Here is a 17928-nt window from a genome sequence, read left to right on the forward strand (position 1 = left end):
CCTCCATTGTCGGCAGCGCCGTACGGCCGTCGGCCGTAACCGTCCCTCATCCACGCGGCCGGTAGCACCGGACCGCGAGACGGACGGTCACGGCGGCGTGCTGCCGCGGCCAGGCCGCCTCGGCCCGATGGCGCAGGTCCTCGGCCGTGCGGTGGTGGCCGGTCGGGCCCATCAGGGCCAGGTCGACGGCCTCGTCGGGGGACAGCACGAGCGGAATGTCCAGGCGTTCGACAGCGGCCGGAGCGAACCGGTCGGCGGTCCGCTCGTCGAGTCGATCGCCCTTGTCCGGCTGCATCCCGACCAGCCCGAGCGGGCCCCGCAGCTCGGCGAGATGGCCCGGTTCGGGGGTGACGACGATGAGCAACCCGTCCGGCCGGAGCACCCTGCGCATCTCGGCCGGGTTGCGCGGGGCGAAGACGTCGAGGAGCACGTCGACGCAGCCGTCGGCGACCGGCCACGGGCCGGCGGCGTCGAAAGCGACCGCTCCGATCCGGGGGTGGGCCCGCGCGGCCCGGCGCAGCGCGTACTTCGACACGTCGACCGCGACCCCGGCTGCCCCGGCGGGCAGCGCGGCGAGCACTCCGGCCAGGTGGTGGCCGGTGCCGGCCCCGATCTCGAGCACCACCGGCCCCGAACCAACCGGCCCCGAACCGGCCGGCCCCGAACCGGCCGGCGGGGCGGGGTGGGCTGTCGTGCTCGCGTCCCGGCTCGGGGCCTGAGCCGTCCCGACGGCGGGCGGTCCGGCGGCGGCGAGCTCGGCCAGCCGGGTGGTGAGCGGCCGGTAGTGCCCCGCCCCGAGGAAGGACTCCCGCGCCGCGACCATGGCGGCCGTGTCGCCGGCGATCCGGCGGGTGTGGCCGGTGCGCAGGTTCACGTAGCCGCCGCGCCCGAGGTCGAAGCCGTGCCCGGCGGCGCAGCGCAGGGAGCCGCCGTCCCGCTGCAGCGCACCGGCGCACACCGGGCAGCGCAGCACCGACAGCACCGCCCCGACCCCGACATCACTGTCACCGCCACTGCCGCCACTGCCGCCACCGCCACCGACGCCGACGCCACCGCCGACGGCAGGTTCGGGCGGCGGTGCCGACGGACGCGACGGGGTTCGGCGGGTCAGGCGCCGACCGATCCGGGCAGGTTCGCGGTCGGGCCGTTCGGTTCGGCGTACTCGACCCCGACGAGCTCTCGCCCGCGGTAGACCGCGGTGGTGACGCTGGCCAGGCCGCACTGGCGCCGGTCGGGACGGTGCCACAGGTGCACCCCCTCCAGCGCTCGCCGGGCGGTCCACACCGGGAGCTGGTGGCTGACCAGCACGACGTGCCGCCCGGGGTGGACGTCGCGCCACTCGGCGACGGCAGCGAGCATCCGCTCGGCGATCTCGGTGTACGGCTCGCCCCACGACGGCCGGAACGGGTTGGCCAGCAGCCGCCACAGGTGCGGGTAGCGCAGAACCGCGGGGCCCGCCTCGAACGGTTTGCCCTCGAAGGCGTTGCGGCTCTCGATCAGCCTCGGGTCGACCTCGATGGGCAGTCCGTGGGCGGCGGCGATGGGAGTGGCCGTCTGCTGCGCGCGGTCCAGGGGGCTCGCGACCACGGCGGCGATGTCCAGCCCGGCGAGGAACTCCGCCGTCACCTTGGCCTGGCGGTGGCCCGTCTCGGACAGCCCGAATCCGGGCAGCCGGCCGTAGAGGACCTTCTCCGGGTTGAAGACCTCCCCGTGGCGGACCAGGTGCACCCTCGTCAGTGGGTGCTGCCCCGGCTCGCCGTCCACCGGCTCCTGGGTCGGGCCCGTCATGACCGGCCCCCGCTCGTCGCGGGCACGGGCGCCGGTTCGGGCACGGCGGCGGCGGCACGGGCGGCGGCGGGCGCGGCGGCGGCGATGCGCTCCATCGTGGCGTCGTCGTGGGCAGCCGAGACGAACCACGCCTCGAACGCCGACGGCGGCAGGTAGATCCCCGCGTCGAGCATGCTGTGGAAGAACGCGGCGTAGCGGGCGGCGTTCTGTGCCTGGGCGCCGGCGTAGTCGACGACGGCCGCGGCGTCGGTGAAGAAGAAGCTGAACAGCGAGCCGGCGCTGCTGGGCAGGTGGGCGACGCCCTCCTCGGTGAGCGCCGTCGAGACGATGCCGGCGACGTCGGCGGCGCGGGCGTCGACGGTGGCGTAGACGTCGTCGGTGCAGGCCCGCAGGGTGGCCAGCCCCGCCGCGACGGCAATCGGATTCCCCGACAGGGTGCCGGCCTGGTAGACGGGGCCGGCGGGGGCGAGCCGCGCCATCACGTCGGCGCGGCCGCCGAACGCCGCCGCGGGCAGGCCCCCGCCCATCACCTTGCCGAAGGTGAACAGGTCCGGCGACCAGTCCTCGATGGCGCCCTCGATGCCCCACCAGCCGGCCCGGGAGATCCGGAAGCCGGTCATCACCTCGTCGAGGATGAGCAGCGCGCCGTGGACGTCGCACAGCCGGCGCAGGCCGGCGTTGAAGCCGGGCAGCGGCGGGACCACGCCCATGTTGGCCGCGGCGGCCTCCGTGATGACCGCGGCGATCGTGTCGCCGCGCTCGGCGAAGACGGCCTCGACCAGGGCAAGGTCGTTGTAGGGCAGGACGATGGTGTCGGCGGTCGCGGCGCCGGTCACGCCGGGGGTGTCGGGCAGCCCGAGGGTGGCCACCCCGGAGCCGGCGGCGGCGAGCAGGGCGTCGACGTGCCCGTGGTAGCAGCCGGCGAACTTGATGATCGTGGACCGGCCGGTGAAGCCCCGGGCCAGCCGCACGGCGCTCATCGTCGCCTCCGTGCCGGAGTTGACCAGCCGCACCTTCTCGACCGGGCCGACCCGCTCCACGATCAGCTCGGCGAGCTCCACCTCGCCCGGCGTCGGCGTGCCGAAGCTGGTGCCGGCGGACACCGCCCGGGACACCGCCTCGACGACGGCGGGATGGGCATGGCCGAGGATCATCGGCCCCCAGGAGCAGACCAGGTCGACGTAGGTACGCCCGTCCGCGTCCGTCAGATACGGACCGTCGCCGGACACCATGAAGCGAGGGGTGCCGCCGACGGCCCGGAAGGCGCGGACCGGGGAGTTGACCCCACCGGGAACGACACGCTCGGCGCGCCGGAACAGCTCTTCGGAGGCCGGCGCGGCAGAGGGAACCACCATGCCCCCGATCCTCGCAGGTCCACTCGGCCACCCGCGCCTCGCGTGGCCAGCGGCACGCCCGCGACCGCCCGTCGGCGCTCCGTCGGGCGCCGCAGCCGCGCCCGCGGCCCAGCACCCGGGTGGAGCGCCGCCGGTGGACGGGGGTCTGCCCCGGCCGCCCACCGGCGGCGGACTGTGCGCCAGGACCCCGGCCGGCCGGCAACGCGGATCGCGCCCGGCAGCAGCTCCGAGGCCACCGTCCGTGACCGCCGTCGTGGGTGGTTCGACAAGGATGCCGGGCCCGCGGCGGTGGCGGAGGGGATGGCGACGTTGTCCTGATAGTGCCCGGTGCAACGGCCACGCGCCCGATCCCGAACTACTGATCGATAGGCGAGCCTGGCCTAGCCGGGGGTCCCCCGACGGGTGGTTCGCCGCGGCAGTGGACTTTCCCGCCGACTCACCCCGCGGCTGGCCCGTTCGGGCGTGAGCACTCTCACGCCACCGGCACGTTTCATCGGGCATGCCTGCTCCCCGGCTGGATCGCCGCAGCCGCCCGGTACAACCCGGTGGACTGGGCGGTCACCGCCGCCCGGGAGGCGATCAGCGCCGACCCGGACGGGACGGCCGCCGGCCGGCGGCGCCCCCGCCACCGGGCCACGCCGGCCTCGTTGAGACGGCGTGCGCAGTGTCATCGATCGTCGCTGATCTTCACAGCCGCCGGACGCGCAGCACGCAGGTCAACATCGGCAGGGTGAACTCACCGCGGGCGGTCTCCGGTCGGCTCGCGAGGAAAACGCGGATCCGCCCCAGCGTGGCCTCGCGTTCCTGTTCCGGCATGACCAGCATCCCCGCCCTCGTCGCGAGTGTCGCGACGAGGGAGTCGGCGGTACGACGCTGCCCGTGCCGGAACTCGGCCTGCTCCGGCGAGCCGAACCGGGCGGCCATCCCAGTCCTGGGAAGGTGCAGGTCGGCCGTCTCAGCGCGCCAACTGGTGGGCGTGTCCCGCGGGCCGATGGCCGCGCTCCCGCTGACCTGCGCGAGCCCGGCAACCCAACGGCATCGACGGACGCGTCCGGCAGCGGTATCGCCTCGGCGCTACCTGGCAGGGCACGGACAACCGGCAGTGCGCGGCGCAGCTCGGTCAGCATCGCCGGGTCGGGCTCGACCGCGATGACCTCGGCGCCCAGCGCGAGCAGCGTGGCGGTGAGCTTGCCGGTTCCAGCGCCGAGGTCGAGCACGCGCGGACCGGGCGCGCGCTCGAGCGCCCACCGCACCGCGGCCTGGGCGTAGTCCGGGCGGTGCTCGGCGTACGCGACCGCCGCGGTGCCGAACGACGAGCTGAGAAGTAGCCGGTCATCCTGGCCCACGCGATCATCCTATCGGTGCTGCCGCCGGTCAGAGGTCGGCATGCGCTGCCTCGGCCTCGACCGAGGTGTCGTGCCGTTCGCCGCGGGGCAGCAGGAGCAGGGCGACCGCACCGGCGACCGCCATCAGGGCCACCGGGAGCAGCAGGGTGTGGCGGAAGGCCGCGACCACGCCGCCGGCCGCGGTGGCGGGGATGTCGCCGGAGAGGTCGGCGCCCTGGTCCAGGCCGGCCAGGCTCGCCAGGTTCGACGCGAGCAGCACCGACGTCAGCGCGGTGCCGACGGAGACGGCGACCTGGTTGGTGATGTTCAGCAGGGTGCTGCCGGCGGCGGTGTCCCGGTCGGGCAGGTGACGCATCGCCGTCGTGATCGTGGGCATGATCGTCGCACCGGTCCCGATTCCGGTCACCGCCATCGAGGCCAGCAGACGCCAGTACGGCGTGTTCGCGTCGAGCTGGAGCAGGGTGGTCAGCAGTCCGGCGGTCGCGATCACGATGCCCGCCCCGACGACCCGCGCCGGTGGAACACGATCGATCAGCCGGCTCGCGACCTGCAACGACACCCCGGTGGTCAGCGCCTGCGGGATGGCCAGCAGTCCGGCGGCCGCCGGGCTCTGCCCCCGGACGAGCTGCCAGTACAGCGGCACGATGAACATCGAGCCGAAGTAGGCCGCGGCGAACAGGCCCAGCGTGCCGGCCCCGGAGGCGACGGCCCGCCGGCCCAGCAGGCGCACCTCGACCAGCGGGCGCCGCGTGCGCAGCCGCACCGCCCGCAGCACGAACACCACGCACAGCCCCAGCCCGAGCAGCGCCGGGACCAGCACGGCCGCCGAGACGAGGGTGCCACGCCGGCCGCTTTCCGCCAGCCCGTACACGACGGCGGCCAGCCCCGGCCCGATCAGCGCGAGCCCCGGCACGTCGAGCCGCTCGCGGACACCCTCGGGCGCGTCGCGCGGCAGCAGCCACAACGCCAGCGGAATGGCGACCAGCGCGATCGGCACGTTGATCAGGAAGATCCACCGCCAGGAGTACTCGACGAGCCACCCGCCGAGCGTCGGCCCGGCGAGCGGGCCGACGAGCACGGGCAGCCCCAGAACGCCCATCGTGCGGCCCCGGACCTCCGGCCGGGCGCTGCGCATCGCGATCGTCATCGCGATCGGGTTGACCAGCCCACCGCCGATCCCCTGCAGCACCCGGAAGGCGACGAGCGAGCCGATGTTCGGGGCCAGCCCCGCCAGCAGCGAACCCAGCCCGAACAGGCCCAGCGCGGCGACGTAGACGCGGCGGGTGCCCAGGCGCGCGGCGAGCCACGCGGTCGTCGGCACCACGACCGCGAGCGCCAGGGTGTAGCCGGTGGTAACCCACTGGATCACCGCCAGCGGGGCGTGCAGGTCGCGGGAGAGGCTGCGGATCGCGACATTGGTGATGGTCACGTCGAGCACGACCATCAGCCCGCCGAGCACCAGCACGGCAAGCGTGAGCCGGGTCTGCCGGTCGATTCCGGCCGACGGGCCGGGAGCCGCCGGCCCGGCGACCGGTCGTCCTGTGGCCCCGCGGACGGGGTCCGATCCCGGTTCGGAGCCGTGGGGCCGGAGGTTCGGCGGGTCGGGATGGTCGAGGGCTGTCGGGGGCGAAGTGCCTGCCATCACGGTCCTCCTCGGCCAAGGCTGCCCGGCGGAATCTCCACCGCACCCCGGCCGGCCAACAGTCTCGAACCTGAAGTCGACATGAGGTCAAGGCCACCGCGCGATCCCCCTACGACTGGTCCTGACCCGGCGCACAAGCGGCCGGGCCATAGGACAATCGCGTGGTTACCCGTCGGTGCCGTCCCGCGCGACCGGACCGTGGCGCACAGCCGGCACCGACGTTCGGGGCTCGACCAGCTCAGGTGGCCCAAGGCCGCCGGAGGAGGGAGGCGGCGATGGCCGTCCACCAGTGCGGAGTCGACGGGTTACCGGTCAGCTACACCGATATCGGTAGCGGCCCGGTGCTCCTGTTCGTCCACGGCGTCTACGTGACCGGTGCCCTGTGGAAGGACCTCGTCGCCCTGCTCGGCGACCGGTACCGCTGCATCGTCCCGACCTGGCCGCTCGGCGCGCACGAGCCGGTGGGCGACGCGGACCTGAGCGCCGCGGCTACCGCCCGTCGGATCCTCCATCTGATCGAGCTTCTCGATCTGGACGACGTCACGGTCGTCGCCAACGACACCGGCGGCGGGCTGGTCCTCACCGCCCTGGGGGACGACTCGTTGGACCTGGCCCGCATCGGCGGCCTCGTCCTGACCAACTGCGACAGCTATGAGCACTTCCCACCGGGGTCGTTCCGGCACATCGCCCGACTGTGCCGGGCCAGCCGCCGGCTCGGGGCCGTCGTACTGAGCGCGCTCGCCAGCGGGCCCGGCCGCGCCTTCTTCATGAAGGCGGTCTGCGTGACGGCTGTGCCCCGCCCCCGGCAGGACGAGATCTTCGGGCCGTTCGCGACGAACGCCAGCACCAGGCACGAGGCGGTGCGGGTGACGGCATCCCTGGATCCCGCCCTGACCATGCGGGCGGCTCCCGCGATCGAGCGGTTCTCCCGCCCCGTCGTGCTGGCCTGGGGCACCGACGACAAGCTCTTCCCGCTCGACCACGCCCGCCGGCTCGCGCAGGCGTTCCCGAACGCCCGGCTAGTCGAGATCTCCGACAGCTCCACTTTTGTCATGCTCGACGCTCCCGACCGATTGGCCAGGATCGTGGCCGAGGCCGTCGACGCCCGTCTGGAGGCCGGCACCGATCCCGGTCTGCCGGCCGAGGCGGCGCTGCGCACCGACCAGCCGCGCTCGGCCCGGGTGCACGACTAGGACCTGGACGGCAAGAACAACTCCCAGACCGGCCGGTCAGCTTTCTGTACGCGCATCGGGCCGGTCACGGGCTCAGCCGCGCCTGTCCGCAGCCGGTCTCGCCCGAGACCTCGTCGCGGACGCCCGGCAGACTGTCGAGGGGGCCGGGGCCGGCGGTCCTGTGGACGAGCGACACCAGGCTGGCCTGGTGGAATCGGTAGTAGTCGAGGGTCAGCGTATACGCGCCGGATGAGGTGCTCGGCCCCGTCTCGGTGACGATTGCCGCCGCGGGGACGGCGGCGGGGCGGCACGCCCACGCCGCGACGAATCCGGTTGATCCACCGTAGGCAAGCGCGGCCTGTTGCCCGGCCCGGGTGACCAGGTGCAGGTGACCGTCGAAGTATCGGAAGACGGCCGCGGTCTGGATGGACGCACCCTGGTCGGTCTGGACGAACACCTCGGCGTGGCCATCGCGGTCGGCGTCGGCCGCCCCGAGGACGTGGATGTCGACGAACGTCGGGTCACCGGCCCGAAAGCGGACTGCATCGTCGCCCCCTCCGGTGTAGCGGGCGTGGAGCGTCCCCGGCTGGGTGATGGTCAGGGTGTCAGGTCGACCGTCACCGTCGACATCGCCGTTCAGGGCGACTGCTGGCCGGACCGGCGTTGTGCTCGTAGTCGGCGTGCGGGTCGCGGTCGGCGTGCGGGTCGCGGTCGCGCCTGTCGTCGGTGTGTCGGCAGTGGCGGTCGTCACCGCGGAGGTGCCCGTGGTGGCGGCCCCGCCAGGTGCCGAGAGATCCGAAGCTCGGTCATCGGAGCAGGAGGCGAATAGGAGTGTCCCGGCGAGTATGGCGAAACCGGGAAGGAGGCGACTACGGAGCACGACTTTCCTCCAGCCACATGCCGTTACCTACGCAAAGATGGCAATGAACCCACGCCCCCGCNAAGGAAGCCCGTGCCAGCCAGGTGAATGACAGCGGCGACCTGCACCACCGTCAGGCGAGACGCACAGGAAAAATCTACTGCGCACCTCGTGGCGCATTACCTCACTGTCGCATGACGGACAGGTTCGAACCGTCCCGGGCTGTTTGGAGATCTGACTTTACCCGACGCGGATAACCGAACTCGTGCCTGCGGTCGACGTCGCGGCCCACGGCACGCGGACTAATGTCGGCCGGCCGCATCACTCCTCGCTCCCGTGCTGGCCGTGCCCCGTCTGCACGGCCTGGACCCGGACCCGGACCCGGGTAGGTACCGTGGCTCCTTCGGAGATCCGCCCCTGCGCCCGGTACCGTCTTGGGCGGGCACCGGCGCAGGACGAGGGGACGGGGGCGAGACGTGCGGGTCGCGGTCTTCTCGTCGAAGGACTACGACCGCCGGTTCCTGAGCAGCGTCCGGACCGGTGACCTCGAGCTGAATTTCATCGAACACCGGTTGACCGAACAGACCGCGGGTCTGGCACAGGGACATGCTGCGGTCTGCGTGTTCGTCGAGGACGAGGTGTCGGCCGGCGTGCTGACCAGGCTCGCCGCGGACGGCATCCGGCTGGTGGTGCTGCGCTCGGCTGGGCATGACAATGTCGACCTCGCCTGCGCTCGTTCGCTCGGCATCGTGGTGGCCCACGTGCCGGCCTACAGCCCGTACGCCGTCGCCGAGCATGCAGTCGCCCTGATCCTCGCGCTGAACCGCCACGTGTGCCGGGCCTACAACCGGGTGCGTGAGTACAACTTCGCTCTCACCGGCCTGCTCGGTTTCGACCTCCACGGACGCACCGTCGGCGTGATCGGCACCGGGGCGATCGGCACCGTCTTTGCGCGGATCATGACGGGATTCGGATGCCGGGTGATCGCGCACGACGTCAGGCCCAACTCGGAATGTGAACGGCTCGGGGTCAGGTATGTCGAACTGGACCAGATTTTCGCCGAATCCGACATCATATCGCTGCACTGCCCGTTGACTCCCGCCACGCACCACCTCGTCGATGCCGATGCGCTGGCCCGGATGAAGCGCGGTGTGATGCTGGTAAACACCAGCCGCGGCGGCCTGCTGAACACCGCCGCCGTCATCTCTGCTCTCAAGAACGGGCTGATCGGCTATCTCGGGATCGATGTCTATGAGGAGGAGAACGCCCTCTTCTTCGAGGACCGGTCGGAACGGGGAGCGTTCGACGACGACCTGTTCGCGCGGCTACTGACGTTCCCGAACGTTCTGGTGACCGGGCACCAGGGTTTCTTCACCGCCGATGCACTGACGCGGATCGGCGAGGTCACGATCGCCAATCTCCTGGGTTTCGAACGAGGCGACGGCCCGCAGTTCCCAGTCACGACCAGCGACTGAAGCCGGGCCGGGCCGGGCGACCGGACTGATGGCCCCCCGCGGCCAGGCCGACGGAGGCTGCGACGCCGGCCCCACCGGCGAGGGACTGACCGACGCCGAGGTCAGCGCTTACGCCGGCGTCGCCGGCAAGCCGTAGGCGGGCGGTGCCGCTCCCGGCGGCCGTCACGGGGGCGGGCGGGTAGGATCTCCCTGTGTCGACGGCACGTGTCACCGCCGAGGCGGCGAGCCCCCGGATGATGCTGATGTCCATGCCATCCGGCCTTTTCCGCGCGTCCTGACAGACCACCGATGAGGCCCCGACGGAGCCTCATCTGCGAGGTTGCGCACCGGGGCGGGAGGATCCGAAACCGATGGGTCGCTACTTCGTGACGACGGCCATCCCGTACGTCAACGGCAAGCCGCACGTGGGGCACGCGCTGGAGCTGGTCGAGACCGACGCGTTCGCCCGGCACCTGCGGGCACGCGGTGACGAGGTCCGGTGCCAGACCGGCACCGACGACAACGCGCTGAAGAACGTCCAGGGCGCCGAGGCCGAGGGCATCACGCCCGCGGAATACGTCGAGCGGGTGGCCACCCGGTTCAGCTCCCTGCGCGAGCCGCTGAGCCTCTCCTTCGACGACTTCATCAAAACCAGCTCCGACCCGCGACACCGGCCCGGCGTGGAGAAGCTCTGGGCGGCCTGCGCCGAGCGCGGCGACTTCTACCGCAAGAGCTACGCGGGCCTGTACTGCGTCGGCTGCGAGCTGTTCTACGCCCCCGACGAGCTGGTCGACGGCCGCTGCCCGGAGCACGGGACCGTGCCGGACCTGGTCGAGGAGAGCAACTGGTTCTTCCGGCTCAGCCGCTACCAGGATCAGTTGCACGAGCTCATCTCCAGCGACCGGCTGCGCATCGAGCCGGCCACCCGCAAGCGCGAGGTGCTGTCGTTCATCGAGGCCGGGCTGGAGGACTTCAGCGCATCCCGGAGCATGACCCGGGCGCGTGGCTGGGGCATTCCGGTGCCCGGCGATCCCGACCAGGTCATCTACGTCTGGTTCGACGCCCTCGGCAACTACATCACCGCGCCCGGGTACGGCACCGACGACGCCACCTTCCAGCACTGGTGGAACGACAGCGACGCCCGCGTCCACGTCATCGGCAAGGGCATCATCCGGTTCCACGCCGTCTACTGGCCGGCGATGCTGCTCTCCGCCGGCGTGCGCCTGCCCGACACCATCTTCGTGCACGAGTACCTCACCGCGGACGGCATGAAGATTTCCAAGTCGGCCGGGAACGCGGAGGACCCGGCGGACATCGTCGCCGCCTACAACACCGATGCGCTGCGCTGGTGGATGCTGCGCGACGTCGCCCGCAGCGGCGACACCGACTACACCACCGAGCGGCTGCTCACCCGGGCCAACGAGGACCTCGCGAACAACATCGGCAACCTGGTCAACCGGACCGTGTCGATGGTGAAGCGTTACCGGGACGGGGTGATCCCGCCCGTCGCGGCGGACAACCCGGGGGCCGCGGCGCTGCGGGCGGCCCGGGAGCAGGCGCCGGCGACGATCGACGCGGCGTTCACCGCGTTCGACTTCCGCCGCGCCGCCGAGGCCATCACGACGATCGGCAACGAGGGCAACCGCTACGTCGAGGCCGCCCGCCCCTGGGACCTCGCCAAGGCCGAGCGCAAACAGGACGCGCCTCCGGCCGCCCTCGACGCCGTGCTCGCCGAACTGGTCGCCACCTGCCGCGAGCTCGCCGCGCACCTCACCCCGTTCCTGCCCGACGCGGCGCCGCGCATCGCCGCCCAGTGCGGCGACGGCGGCCCCCGCGTCGCCGATCCCGCCCCGGTGTTCCCTCGGCTGGAGGCCGCCCCGGCCTAGGATCGTGCCGCGACCGCGGGGGCCGGCCGCGTGGATGGCGTCGCCACGGGGCCGGCCGCCGGCAGCGGGGCGAACCGGCGCAGCCGCAGGCTGTTCGTCACGACGAACACCGAGCTGAACGCCATCGCCGCGCCGGCGATCATCGGGTTGAGCAGGCCGGCCGCGGCCAGCGGGAGCGCCGCCACGTTGTAGGCGAACGCCCAGAACAGGTTCCCCCGGATCGTGCGCAGGGTGGCCCGGGACAGCCGGATCGCGTCGGCCACCAGCCGCGGGTCGGCGTTGACCAGGGTCAGGTCGGACGCCTCGATCGCCGCGTCGGTTCCGCCGCCCATCGCCAGCCCGAGATCGGCCTGGGCGAGTGCGGCGGCGTCGTTCACCCCGTCGCCGACCATGGCCACGACCCGGCCCTCGTCCTGCAACCGGCGGACCGTCGCCACCTTCTCCTCCGGCAGGACCTCGGCGATGACGTCCTCGGGCGCGATCCCGACCTCGGCGGCGACCGCGCGGGCCACGGCCTGCGCGTCCCCGGTCAGCAGAACCGGATGCAGACCGAGCCGACGCAGGGCGGCGACGGCCTCGGCGGCGGTGGGCTTGACCGTGTCGGCGACGCTGATCAGCCCGCGCGCGGCGCCGTCCCAGCCGACGACGATCGCCGTGCGCCCGGCGTCGAGCTCCCGGGCCAAGGCGCCCGCGAGCTCGGTCGGCAGCTCGGCGAACAGGCGGGCCCGGCCGACGACGACCGACCGGCCCTCGACGGTGCCGCGCACGCCGAGCCCGGCGTCGTTGGCGAAGTCCGTCACCGGCGGCAGCGACCCGCCGCCCGCCGCCCGGGCGGCGTCGGCGACGGCCCGGGCGATGGGGTGCTCGCTGGCGTCCTCGGCCGCCCCGGCGAGGCGCAGCACGTCGGCGGCGCTCTCCCCCGGCGCCGGGTGGACGGCGGCGGTCCGCATCCGGCCGGTGGTCACCGTGCCGGTCTTGTCGAGCAGCACGGTCTGCACCCGCCGCGTCGATTCGAGCACCTCCGGGCCACGGATGAGGATGCCGAGCTGCGCACCCCGCCCCGTGCCGACGAGCAGGGCCGTCGGGGTGGCCAGACCCAGCGCGCACGGGCAGGCGACGATCAGGACGGCGACCGCGGCGGTGAACGCGTCCGTCGCCGGCTGCCCGGTGGCGAGCCAGACGCCCAGGGTGATCAACGCGGCCGTGATCACAGTCGGGACGAAGACCGCCGAGATCCGGTCGGCCAGCCGCTGGACGCGCGCCTTGCCGCTCTGGGCCTGCTCGACGAGCCGCGCGATGCGGGCGAGCTGCGTGTCGGCCCCGACCCGGGTCGCCTGCACGACCAGGCGACCGCCCGCGTTCACGGTCGCACCGACCACCNGATCCCCCGGCCCGACCTCCGCCGGCACCGACTCGCCGGTGACCATGCTCGCGTCGACCGCGGAGACCCCCTCGAGCACGACCCCGTCGGTCGCGATCTTCTCGCCGGGGCGGACGACGAACTCGTCGCCGAGGCGCAGCTCGTCGACCGGGATCCGCGTTTCGACCGTCAGGCCCCCGGGCCCCGACACCGGACGGCGCACCGTCACGTCCTTCGCCCCGAGGTGCAGCAGGGCCCGCAGCGCCGCACCGGAGCGGCGCCGGGCACGCAGCTCGAGGAACCGCCCGGTGAGCAGGAACACCGTGACCCCGGCGGCCACCTCCAGGTAGATCGCGGTGGCGCCGCCGCCGGCGTGGGACATCCCGCTACCGCCGTACGACATCCCAGCCCCGGCGGTGCCGGTGCCGACGTCGGACAGGCCGCCGGTGAGCGAGAACGAGTGCCGCATTCCCGGGTCACCGGCCCCGCCGAAGATCAACGCGTAGAGCGACCACCCGAAAGCCGCGAGCGTGCCGAGGGAGACCAGGGTGTCCATGGTGGCCGCACCGTGCCGGGCGCCTCGGGCCGCCGCGGCGTGGAAGGGTCGGCCGCCCCAGAGGACGACCGGTGTCGCCAGCGCCAGGCTGACCCACTGCCAGTAGTCGAACTGCCAGGCGGGCACCATCGCGAGCACGAGCACCGGCAGCGCCAGCACCGCCGAGACGGTCAGGCGCCGACGCATCGCCCGCAGGCCCGCGTCCCGCGACTCCGCCTCATCGCCGACGGCGCCGGCGGCGTTCACCTCAGCGCCGTGGGCGCCGGCGGCGCCCACCCCACCGCCAGCGGCGCCCGCCGCACCGCCCGACCCGCGGATGGTCGAGCCGCTCGTCGCGGCGGCGGGCAGACTCGCCGTGTAGCCGGCGGCCTGCACGGCCCCGATCAGCTCGTCGACCGTCACCGGGCCGGCCGCACCGACCGGTGCCGGCCGGGCGAGGGTGATGGTCGCCTTCTCCGTGGCGTAGTTCACCGAGGCGCTCACGCCGTCGATCCGGTTGAGCTTGCGCTCCACCCGTGCCGCGCAGGACGAGCAGGTCATGCCGCCGATCGCGAGCTCGACCCGGACCGGCTCGCCGGCCTCGACCCCGACGTTGGTCACGCGCTTCCCCTCCCCCGGTCCGCCCGGCGACGCACTGCCCGTGGACTCGTCAGGCCCGGCCGACCAGTTCGAAACCGGCCTCGGCCACGGCCTCGCGGACCGCGCCGTCCGCCAGCGCCCCGTCGCTCACGACCGTGACCTGACCACCCGCGAGATCCACCGCGACGCTGGACACCTCGGGTAGCCGCTCCAGCTCCTCGGTGACCGAGCGGGCGCAGTGCTCGCAGGTCATCCCGGTCACGGTGTAGGCGGTCGCGGTCATCGCGGTCCTCGTCTCCTCAGCCACTGTCCACAGGCCGGGCGGGTCCGCCCGGCAGCCCGAAGATACCCCTCCCCCGTATGGCACACAACTACCCCCAGGGGGTATCTGCGAGACGGCGACGGAAGTCACGGGAGCAGACCTGGACGCGAACCCGCAACCCCTGGCCGAGAGGCTCCGCCCCGCCCCTGCCTCCCGAGCGCCCCCGCCCGCCGACCGCGGCAAGAACCGCCCCGGCCCACGCCGCCCGGTGACGCCCCTGACCAGCCATCGAGCGCCGGCCGCGCCTAGCGGGGTGATCCCCCGGACGGGGATGACCGCCCGGTGGCCTGGGCGAACGCCGGCGGTGCGCGGCCCGGCGACCCGCGGCTCGCGCCGGCCACCCGCCGCGGGCCGGTCGAGTCGCTTGCCCGGCGCCACCATCGACGCACGCCGGACAAGCCTCACATCGACGCGCCGCCGCTCGGCGCCCGGCACCATCCGGCCGCCCGCGCCCTCACCAGCCCGATCGTCGAGCACCCCGCAATCCCGGAGCCCTCGACGGGCGATTGATCTTTCCGGGCAGCAGGCGGAAGGCCGCCGCTGGGGGCTGGGCTGTGGACGGGTGCGGGGGGAGGGGGTCAGCGGGGAGCGGCCAGGCCGCGGGCGACCTCGACGGCCCAGTAGGTGAGGATGATGTCGGCGCCGGCGCGGGAGATCGCGGTCAGCGTCTCGGCGATCGCCCGGTCCCGGTCGATCCATCCCGCGGCGGCGGCGGCCTCGACCATCGCGTACTCGCCGGACACCTGGTAGGCGGCGACGGGCACATCCACGGTGTCCGCGACCGCGCGCAGCACGTCCAGGTAGGCCAGCGCCGGCTTGACCATCACGGCGTCGGCGCCCTCGGCGAGGTCCAGCGCCACCTCGCGCAGCGCCTCGGCCACCGAGCGCGCCGGATCCTGCTGGTAGCCGGTGCGGTCACCGAACTGGGGAGCGCACTCGGCCGCCTCGCGGAACGGACCGTAGAACGCCGAGGCGTACTTCGCCGAGTAGGCGAGGATCGGCAGGTCGGTGAAGCCCTCGGCGTCCAGCGCCGCCCGGATCGCGCCGACCTGGCCGTCCATCATCCCGCTCGGCGCGACGACCTCGGCGCCGGCGCGGGCCTGCGCCACGGCGATCGAGGCGTAACGCGCCAGGGTGGCGTCGTTGTCCACCTCGCCGGCATCGGTCAACAGTCCGCAGTGGCCATGGTCGGTGCACTCGTCCAGGCACAGGTCGGTCATCAGCACGATGTCCCCGCCGACCTCGGCGACCAGGTCGGCCAGCGCGAGCTGGACGATCCCGGCGGGGTCGTCGGCGGCCGAGCCGCGGGCGTCCTTCGCCGCCGGCACGCCGAACAGGATCAGCCCGCCGACCCCGGCCTCGACCGCCTCGACGGCGGCCTTGAGCAACGACGAGCGGGTGTGCTGAACGACGCCGGGCATCGAGGTCAGGGGAACCGGCTGGTCCACGCCCTCCTTGACGAACATCGGCAGGACCAGGTCCGCCGGGTGCAGCCGTACGTTCGACACCAGCCGGCGCAGGGCGGGCGAGCGGCGCAGCCGACGGGGGCGCACCGCCGGAAACCCGGCCGGCCCCGAACCGCCCGACCCCGGGTTCCCCGGACCGGGGATTCCCGCTCCCGCGCTGCCGGCGCCCCGCGCTCCCGCTATCCCGCTCATCAGCCCCGCACCTCTCGACGACGGCCGGCCCACGCCGACGCTACCCGCCCTGCCGCTGCGGCCCTCCCACCTGTCCACAGGGGCACCTGGGACGCATAACCCTGTGGACAAAGGCCAGGAAGATGCCGGCCTACCGCCGCGAGCCGCGGCGCGGCTTGGGCAGGCGGGCCGCCAGCGGACCGATCTTGCCCAGCTCCTCACGATGCTCGGCGGCGAACTCGGCGAGCGCCCCGACCAGGGCCGGGATGGACGCCTCCGGCGCCTGCACGTCGACGCGCAGCCCGAGTTCCTGGGCGGTCGCCGCGGTGGCGGGGCCGATGACGGCGATCACCGTGGTCTCGTGCGGCTTGCCGGCGATGCCGACGAGGTTGCGCACGGTGGACGAGGAGGTGAACACGACGGCGTCGACCCTGCCCCCCTTGAGCGCCTCGCGGATCGGGGCGGGCGGCGGGGCGGCCCGGACCGTGCGGTAGGCGGTCACGTCGTCGACCTGCCAGCCGCGGTCCTTCAGGCCGGCGACCAGCGTCTCGGTGGCGATGTCGGCCCGCGGCAGCAGCACCCGGTCGAGCAGGTCGAGCGACTCGTCGTACTCCGGCCAGTCCTCCAGCAGGCCCTCGCTGGACTGCTGCCCGGAGGGGACGAGGTCGGGACGGATCCCGAAGGCGCGCAGGGCCTCGGCGGTTGCCTCGCCGATCGCCGCCACCTTGACCCCGGCGAAGGCGCGGGCGTCCAGGCTGCGCTCCTCGACCTTCTCCTGCACCGCACGCACGGCGTTGACGGAGGTGAAGGCGACCCACTGGTAGCGCCCGGAGACCAGGCCGGTGATCGCGCGTTCCATCGGGGCGGCGGTCCGCGGCGGCTCGACGGCGATCGTCGGCACCTCAAGCGGGCTCGCGCCGTGCGAGCGCAGCAGGTCGGACAGCGTCGCCGCCTGCTCCTTGGTCCGCGGCACCAGCACCGTCCAGCCGAACAGTGCCCGGGTCTCCCACCAGGACAGCTTCGTCCGGGTGGCGACGACGGCACCGACGGAGAGGACGACCTGGGTGATGGGTGCGGGGGCGGCGGTCAGCAACGGCGCGACGTCCGCCTCGACCCGGTCGAGGGTCGAGGTGACGGTGCGCTGGTCGGTGGTGGTGCCGTCGACGGTCACCGCGATCGGGGTGTCACCGGGCCGACCGTGCTCCACCAGGGCCGCCGCGACCTTGCCGACCTCGGTCGGCGCCGCGGTGACCACGAGCGTGCCGGGCGTCTGGGCGAGCGCGGCCCAGTCGACGTCGCCGGGCGAGGGAACCGGCGCGCCGAACCCGCCGAACCCGCCGGGGCTGCCCAGCCCCAGCGGCGACCCGAAGCCGGCGCCCAGCCCGCCACCGAGGCCGCCGCCGAGCCCGGTCATCGGACGAGCGCCGAGCCGGCCGGCGCCGAAGGGCGGGCCGGTCAGCGGGCCGACGGGTTCGCCCGCACCGAACGGCGAGGGCGCTGGGAGCGTCCCCGACGAGGAGAAGACACCCGACGTGCTGGCGAAGGTGATCGGCGAGCCGGGCGCGACGCCGGCGTAGGTGGCCACCGCGGCGCCCGTGAGGACTCCGGGCACGACCCGATAGGGGATCTTGGCCTTCGCGAGCGCCTGGGCGTCGGCGGCACCGATGCGGGTCAGCCACGGGTCCGACGCGTAGAGCCGGACGACCCTGTCCCCGGCGCGGGCCCGGCTGACCACCGCGGCGGTCGCCGCCTCGGCGTCGCGGACCGGCTTGGACGCCTCCAGGTCCCCGATGCGCAGCACCTCGGCGGAGAGGTTCTCCACGACGGCGGGTGCGACGTCGGGGTCGGCGACGACGAGGTCGGCCGACGAGAGGGTCTCGACCGCGAGGACGGTCAGCAGGCCCGGGTCACGGGGGCCGGCACCCACGAGTGCGACCGGGGAGACAGGCTTCTTCGTGCGTCGGGTGGCCAT

Annotated in this window: 13 protein-coding genes and 2 pseudogenes; 4 read left to right on the forward strand and 11 right to left on the reverse strand. The window is 73.8% G+C overall.

The features are described from left to right. Positions 1 to 46: 46 nt before the first annotated feature. The 5 genes and pseudogenes from UK82_RS04835 to UK82_RS04855 all read right to left on the reverse strand — a co-directional run bounded on the left by UK82_RS04835 (position 47) and on the right by UK82_RS04855 (position 6131). The gene (locus UK82_RS04835) at positions 47 to 982 is read right to left on the reverse strand and encodes a putative RNA methyltransferase (RefSeq protein ID WP_236705514.1); all 936 of its coding nucleotides are present in this window, start codon (positions 980 to 982) and stop codon (positions 47 to 49) included. Between the two features lie 125 nt (positions 983 to 1107). After that, positions 1108 to 1788 carry a histidine phosphatase family protein gene (locus UK82_RS04840; RefSeq protein ID WP_044885092.1) on the reverse strand — a complete coding sequence of 227 codons (681 nt, stop codon included), beginning with the start codon at positions 1786 to 1788 and terminating at the stop codon, positions 1108 to 1110. Next, positions 1785 to 3143: a glutamate-1-semialdehyde 2,1-aminomutase gene (gene hemL, locus UK82_RS04845; RefSeq protein ID WP_044885091.1), complete on the reverse strand. Its 1359-nt coding sequence runs from the start codon at positions 3141 to 3143 to the stop codon at positions 1785 to 1787. Before hemL ends, UK82_RS04840 begins: the two co-directional genes overlap by 4 nt. A 687-nt stretch (positions 3144 to 3830) precedes the next feature. Beyond that, a pseudogene (locus UK82_RS42325) lies at positions 3831 to 4489 on the reverse strand (class I SAM-dependent methyltransferase). Between the two features lie 28 nt (positions 4490 to 4517). Continuing rightward, complete coding sequence (locus UK82_RS04855) at positions 4518 to 6131, reverse strand: DHA2 family efflux MFS transporter permease subunit (RefSeq protein ID WP_052681060.1); 1614 nt, start codon at positions 6129 to 6131, stop codon at positions 4518 to 4520. A 275-nt stretch (positions 6132 to 6406) separates the two neighbouring features. Between UK82_RS04855 and UK82_RS04860 the strand changes: the two genes are divergently transcribed. Next, positions 6407 to 7324 carry an alpha/beta fold hydrolase gene (locus UK82_RS04860; protein WP_083507059.1) on the forward strand — a complete coding sequence of 306 codons (918 nt, stop codon included), beginning with the start codon at positions 6407 to 6409 and terminating at the stop codon, positions 7322 to 7324. Between the two features lie 64 nt (positions 7325 to 7388). On the opposite strand, the gene UK82_RS35835 is transcribed toward UK82_RS04860, so the two are convergent. After that, positions 7389 to 8054 (reverse strand): VCBS repeat-containing protein, encoded by a 666-nt coding sequence (locus UK82_RS35835; protein ID WP_236705515.1) that lies wholly within the window; start codon positions 8052 to 8054, stop codon positions 7389 to 7391. A 584-nt stretch (positions 8055 to 8638) separates the two neighbouring features. Between UK82_RS35835 and UK82_RS04870 the strand changes: the two genes are divergently transcribed. Next, entirely contained in the window at positions 8639 to 9637 is a 999-nt protein-coding gene (locus tag UK82_RS04870) for a 2-hydroxyacid dehydrogenase (protein WP_044885090.1), read from the forward strand. 350 nt (positions 9638 to 9987) lie between these two features. Further along, positions 9988 to 11502, forward strand: coding sequence for a methionine--tRNA ligase (locus UK82_RS04875; protein WP_044885088.1), 1515 nt, complete (start codon positions 9988 to 9990; stop codon positions 11500 to 11502). Here UK82_RS04875 and UK82_RS35840 read toward each other — a convergent pair. The 3 genes and pseudogenes from UK82_RS35840 to UK82_RS04885 all read right to left on the reverse strand — a co-directional run. Next, a partial coding sequence (locus tag UK82_RS35840; RefSeq protein ID WP_236705516.1) for a heavy metal translocating P-type ATPase occupies positions 11499 to 12882 on the reverse strand: 1384 nt, incomplete at its 5' end. The two genes, UK82_RS04875 and UK82_RS35840, sit on opposite strands and share 4 nt — an antisense overlap. A 1-nt stretch (position 12883) precedes the next feature. Next, positions 12884 to 13958: pseudogene (locus tag UK82_RS35845) on the reverse strand (cation transporter); the annotation flags it as partial. A 109-nt stretch (positions 13959 to 14067) separates the two neighbouring features. Continuing rightward, positions 14068 to 14280 carry a heavy-metal-associated domain-containing protein gene (locus UK82_RS04885; RefSeq protein ID WP_044885086.1) on the reverse strand — a complete coding sequence of 71 codons (213 nt, stop codon included), beginning with the start codon at positions 14278 to 14280 and terminating at the stop codon, positions 14068 to 14070. A gap of 321 nt (positions 14281 to 14601) precedes the next feature. Between UK82_RS04885 and UK82_RS04890 the strand changes: the two genes are divergently transcribed. Further along, positions 14602 to 14829 carry a hypothetical protein gene (locus UK82_RS04890; protein ID WP_044885085.1) on the forward strand — a complete coding sequence of 76 codons (228 nt, stop codon included), beginning with the start codon at positions 14602 to 14604 and terminating at the stop codon, positions 14827 to 14829. A 68-nt stretch (positions 14830 to 14897) separates the two neighbouring features. On the opposite strand, the gene hemB is transcribed toward UK82_RS04890, so the two are convergent. After that, positions 14898 to 15977, reverse strand: a complete 1080-nt coding sequence (gene hemB / locus UK82_RS04895) for a porphobilinogen synthase (RefSeq protein WP_044885084.1) — start codon at positions 15975 to 15977, stop codon at positions 14898 to 14900. 130 nt (positions 15978 to 16107) lie between these two features. Beyond that, entirely contained in the window at positions 16108 to 17928 is a 1821-nt protein-coding gene (locus UK82_RS04900) for a uroporphyrinogen-III synthase (protein ID WP_044885083.1), read from the reverse strand.

The sequence above is a fragment of the Frankia sp. ACN1ag genome (assembly GCF_001414035.1).
Classification (GTDB): domain Bacteria; phylum Actinomycetota; class Actinomycetes; order Frankiales; family Frankiaceae; genus Frankia; species Frankia torreyi.

Bases quoted from the DNA above. Each gene is read 5' to 3' on its own strand.
- UK82_RS04840 (WP_044885092.1), bottom strand. From the start codon at position 1,788: ATGACGGGCCCGACCCAGGAGCCGGTGGACGGCGAGCCGGGGCAGCAC.
- UK82_RS04875 (WP_044885088.1), top strand. From the start codon at position 9,988: ATGGGTCGCTACTTCGTGACGACGGCCATCCCGTACGTCAACGGCAAG.
- UK82_RS04860 (WP_083507059.1), top strand. From the start codon at position 6,407: ATGGCCGTCCACCAGTGCGGAGTCGACGGGTTACCGGTCAGCTACACC.
- UK82_RS04855 (WP_052681060.1), bottom strand. From the start codon at position 6,131: ATGGCAGGCACTTCGCCCCCGACAGCCCTCGACCATCCCGACCCGCCG.
- hemL (WP_044885091.1), bottom strand. From the start codon at position 3,143: ATGGTGGTTCCCTCTGCCGCGCCGGCCTCCGAAGAGCTGTTCCGGCGC.
- UK82_RS04900 (WP_044885083.1), bottom strand. From the start codon at position 17,928: ATGGCCACCCGACGCACGAAGAAGCCTGTCTCCCCGGTCGCACTCGTG.
- UK82_RS04885 (WP_044885086.1), bottom strand. From the start codon at position 14,280: ATGACCGCGACCGCCTACACCGTGACCGGGATGACCTGCGAGCACTGC.
- hemB (WP_044885084.1), bottom strand. From the start codon at position 15,977: ATGAGCGGGATAGCGGGAGCGCGGGGCGCCGGCAGCGCGGGAGCGGGA.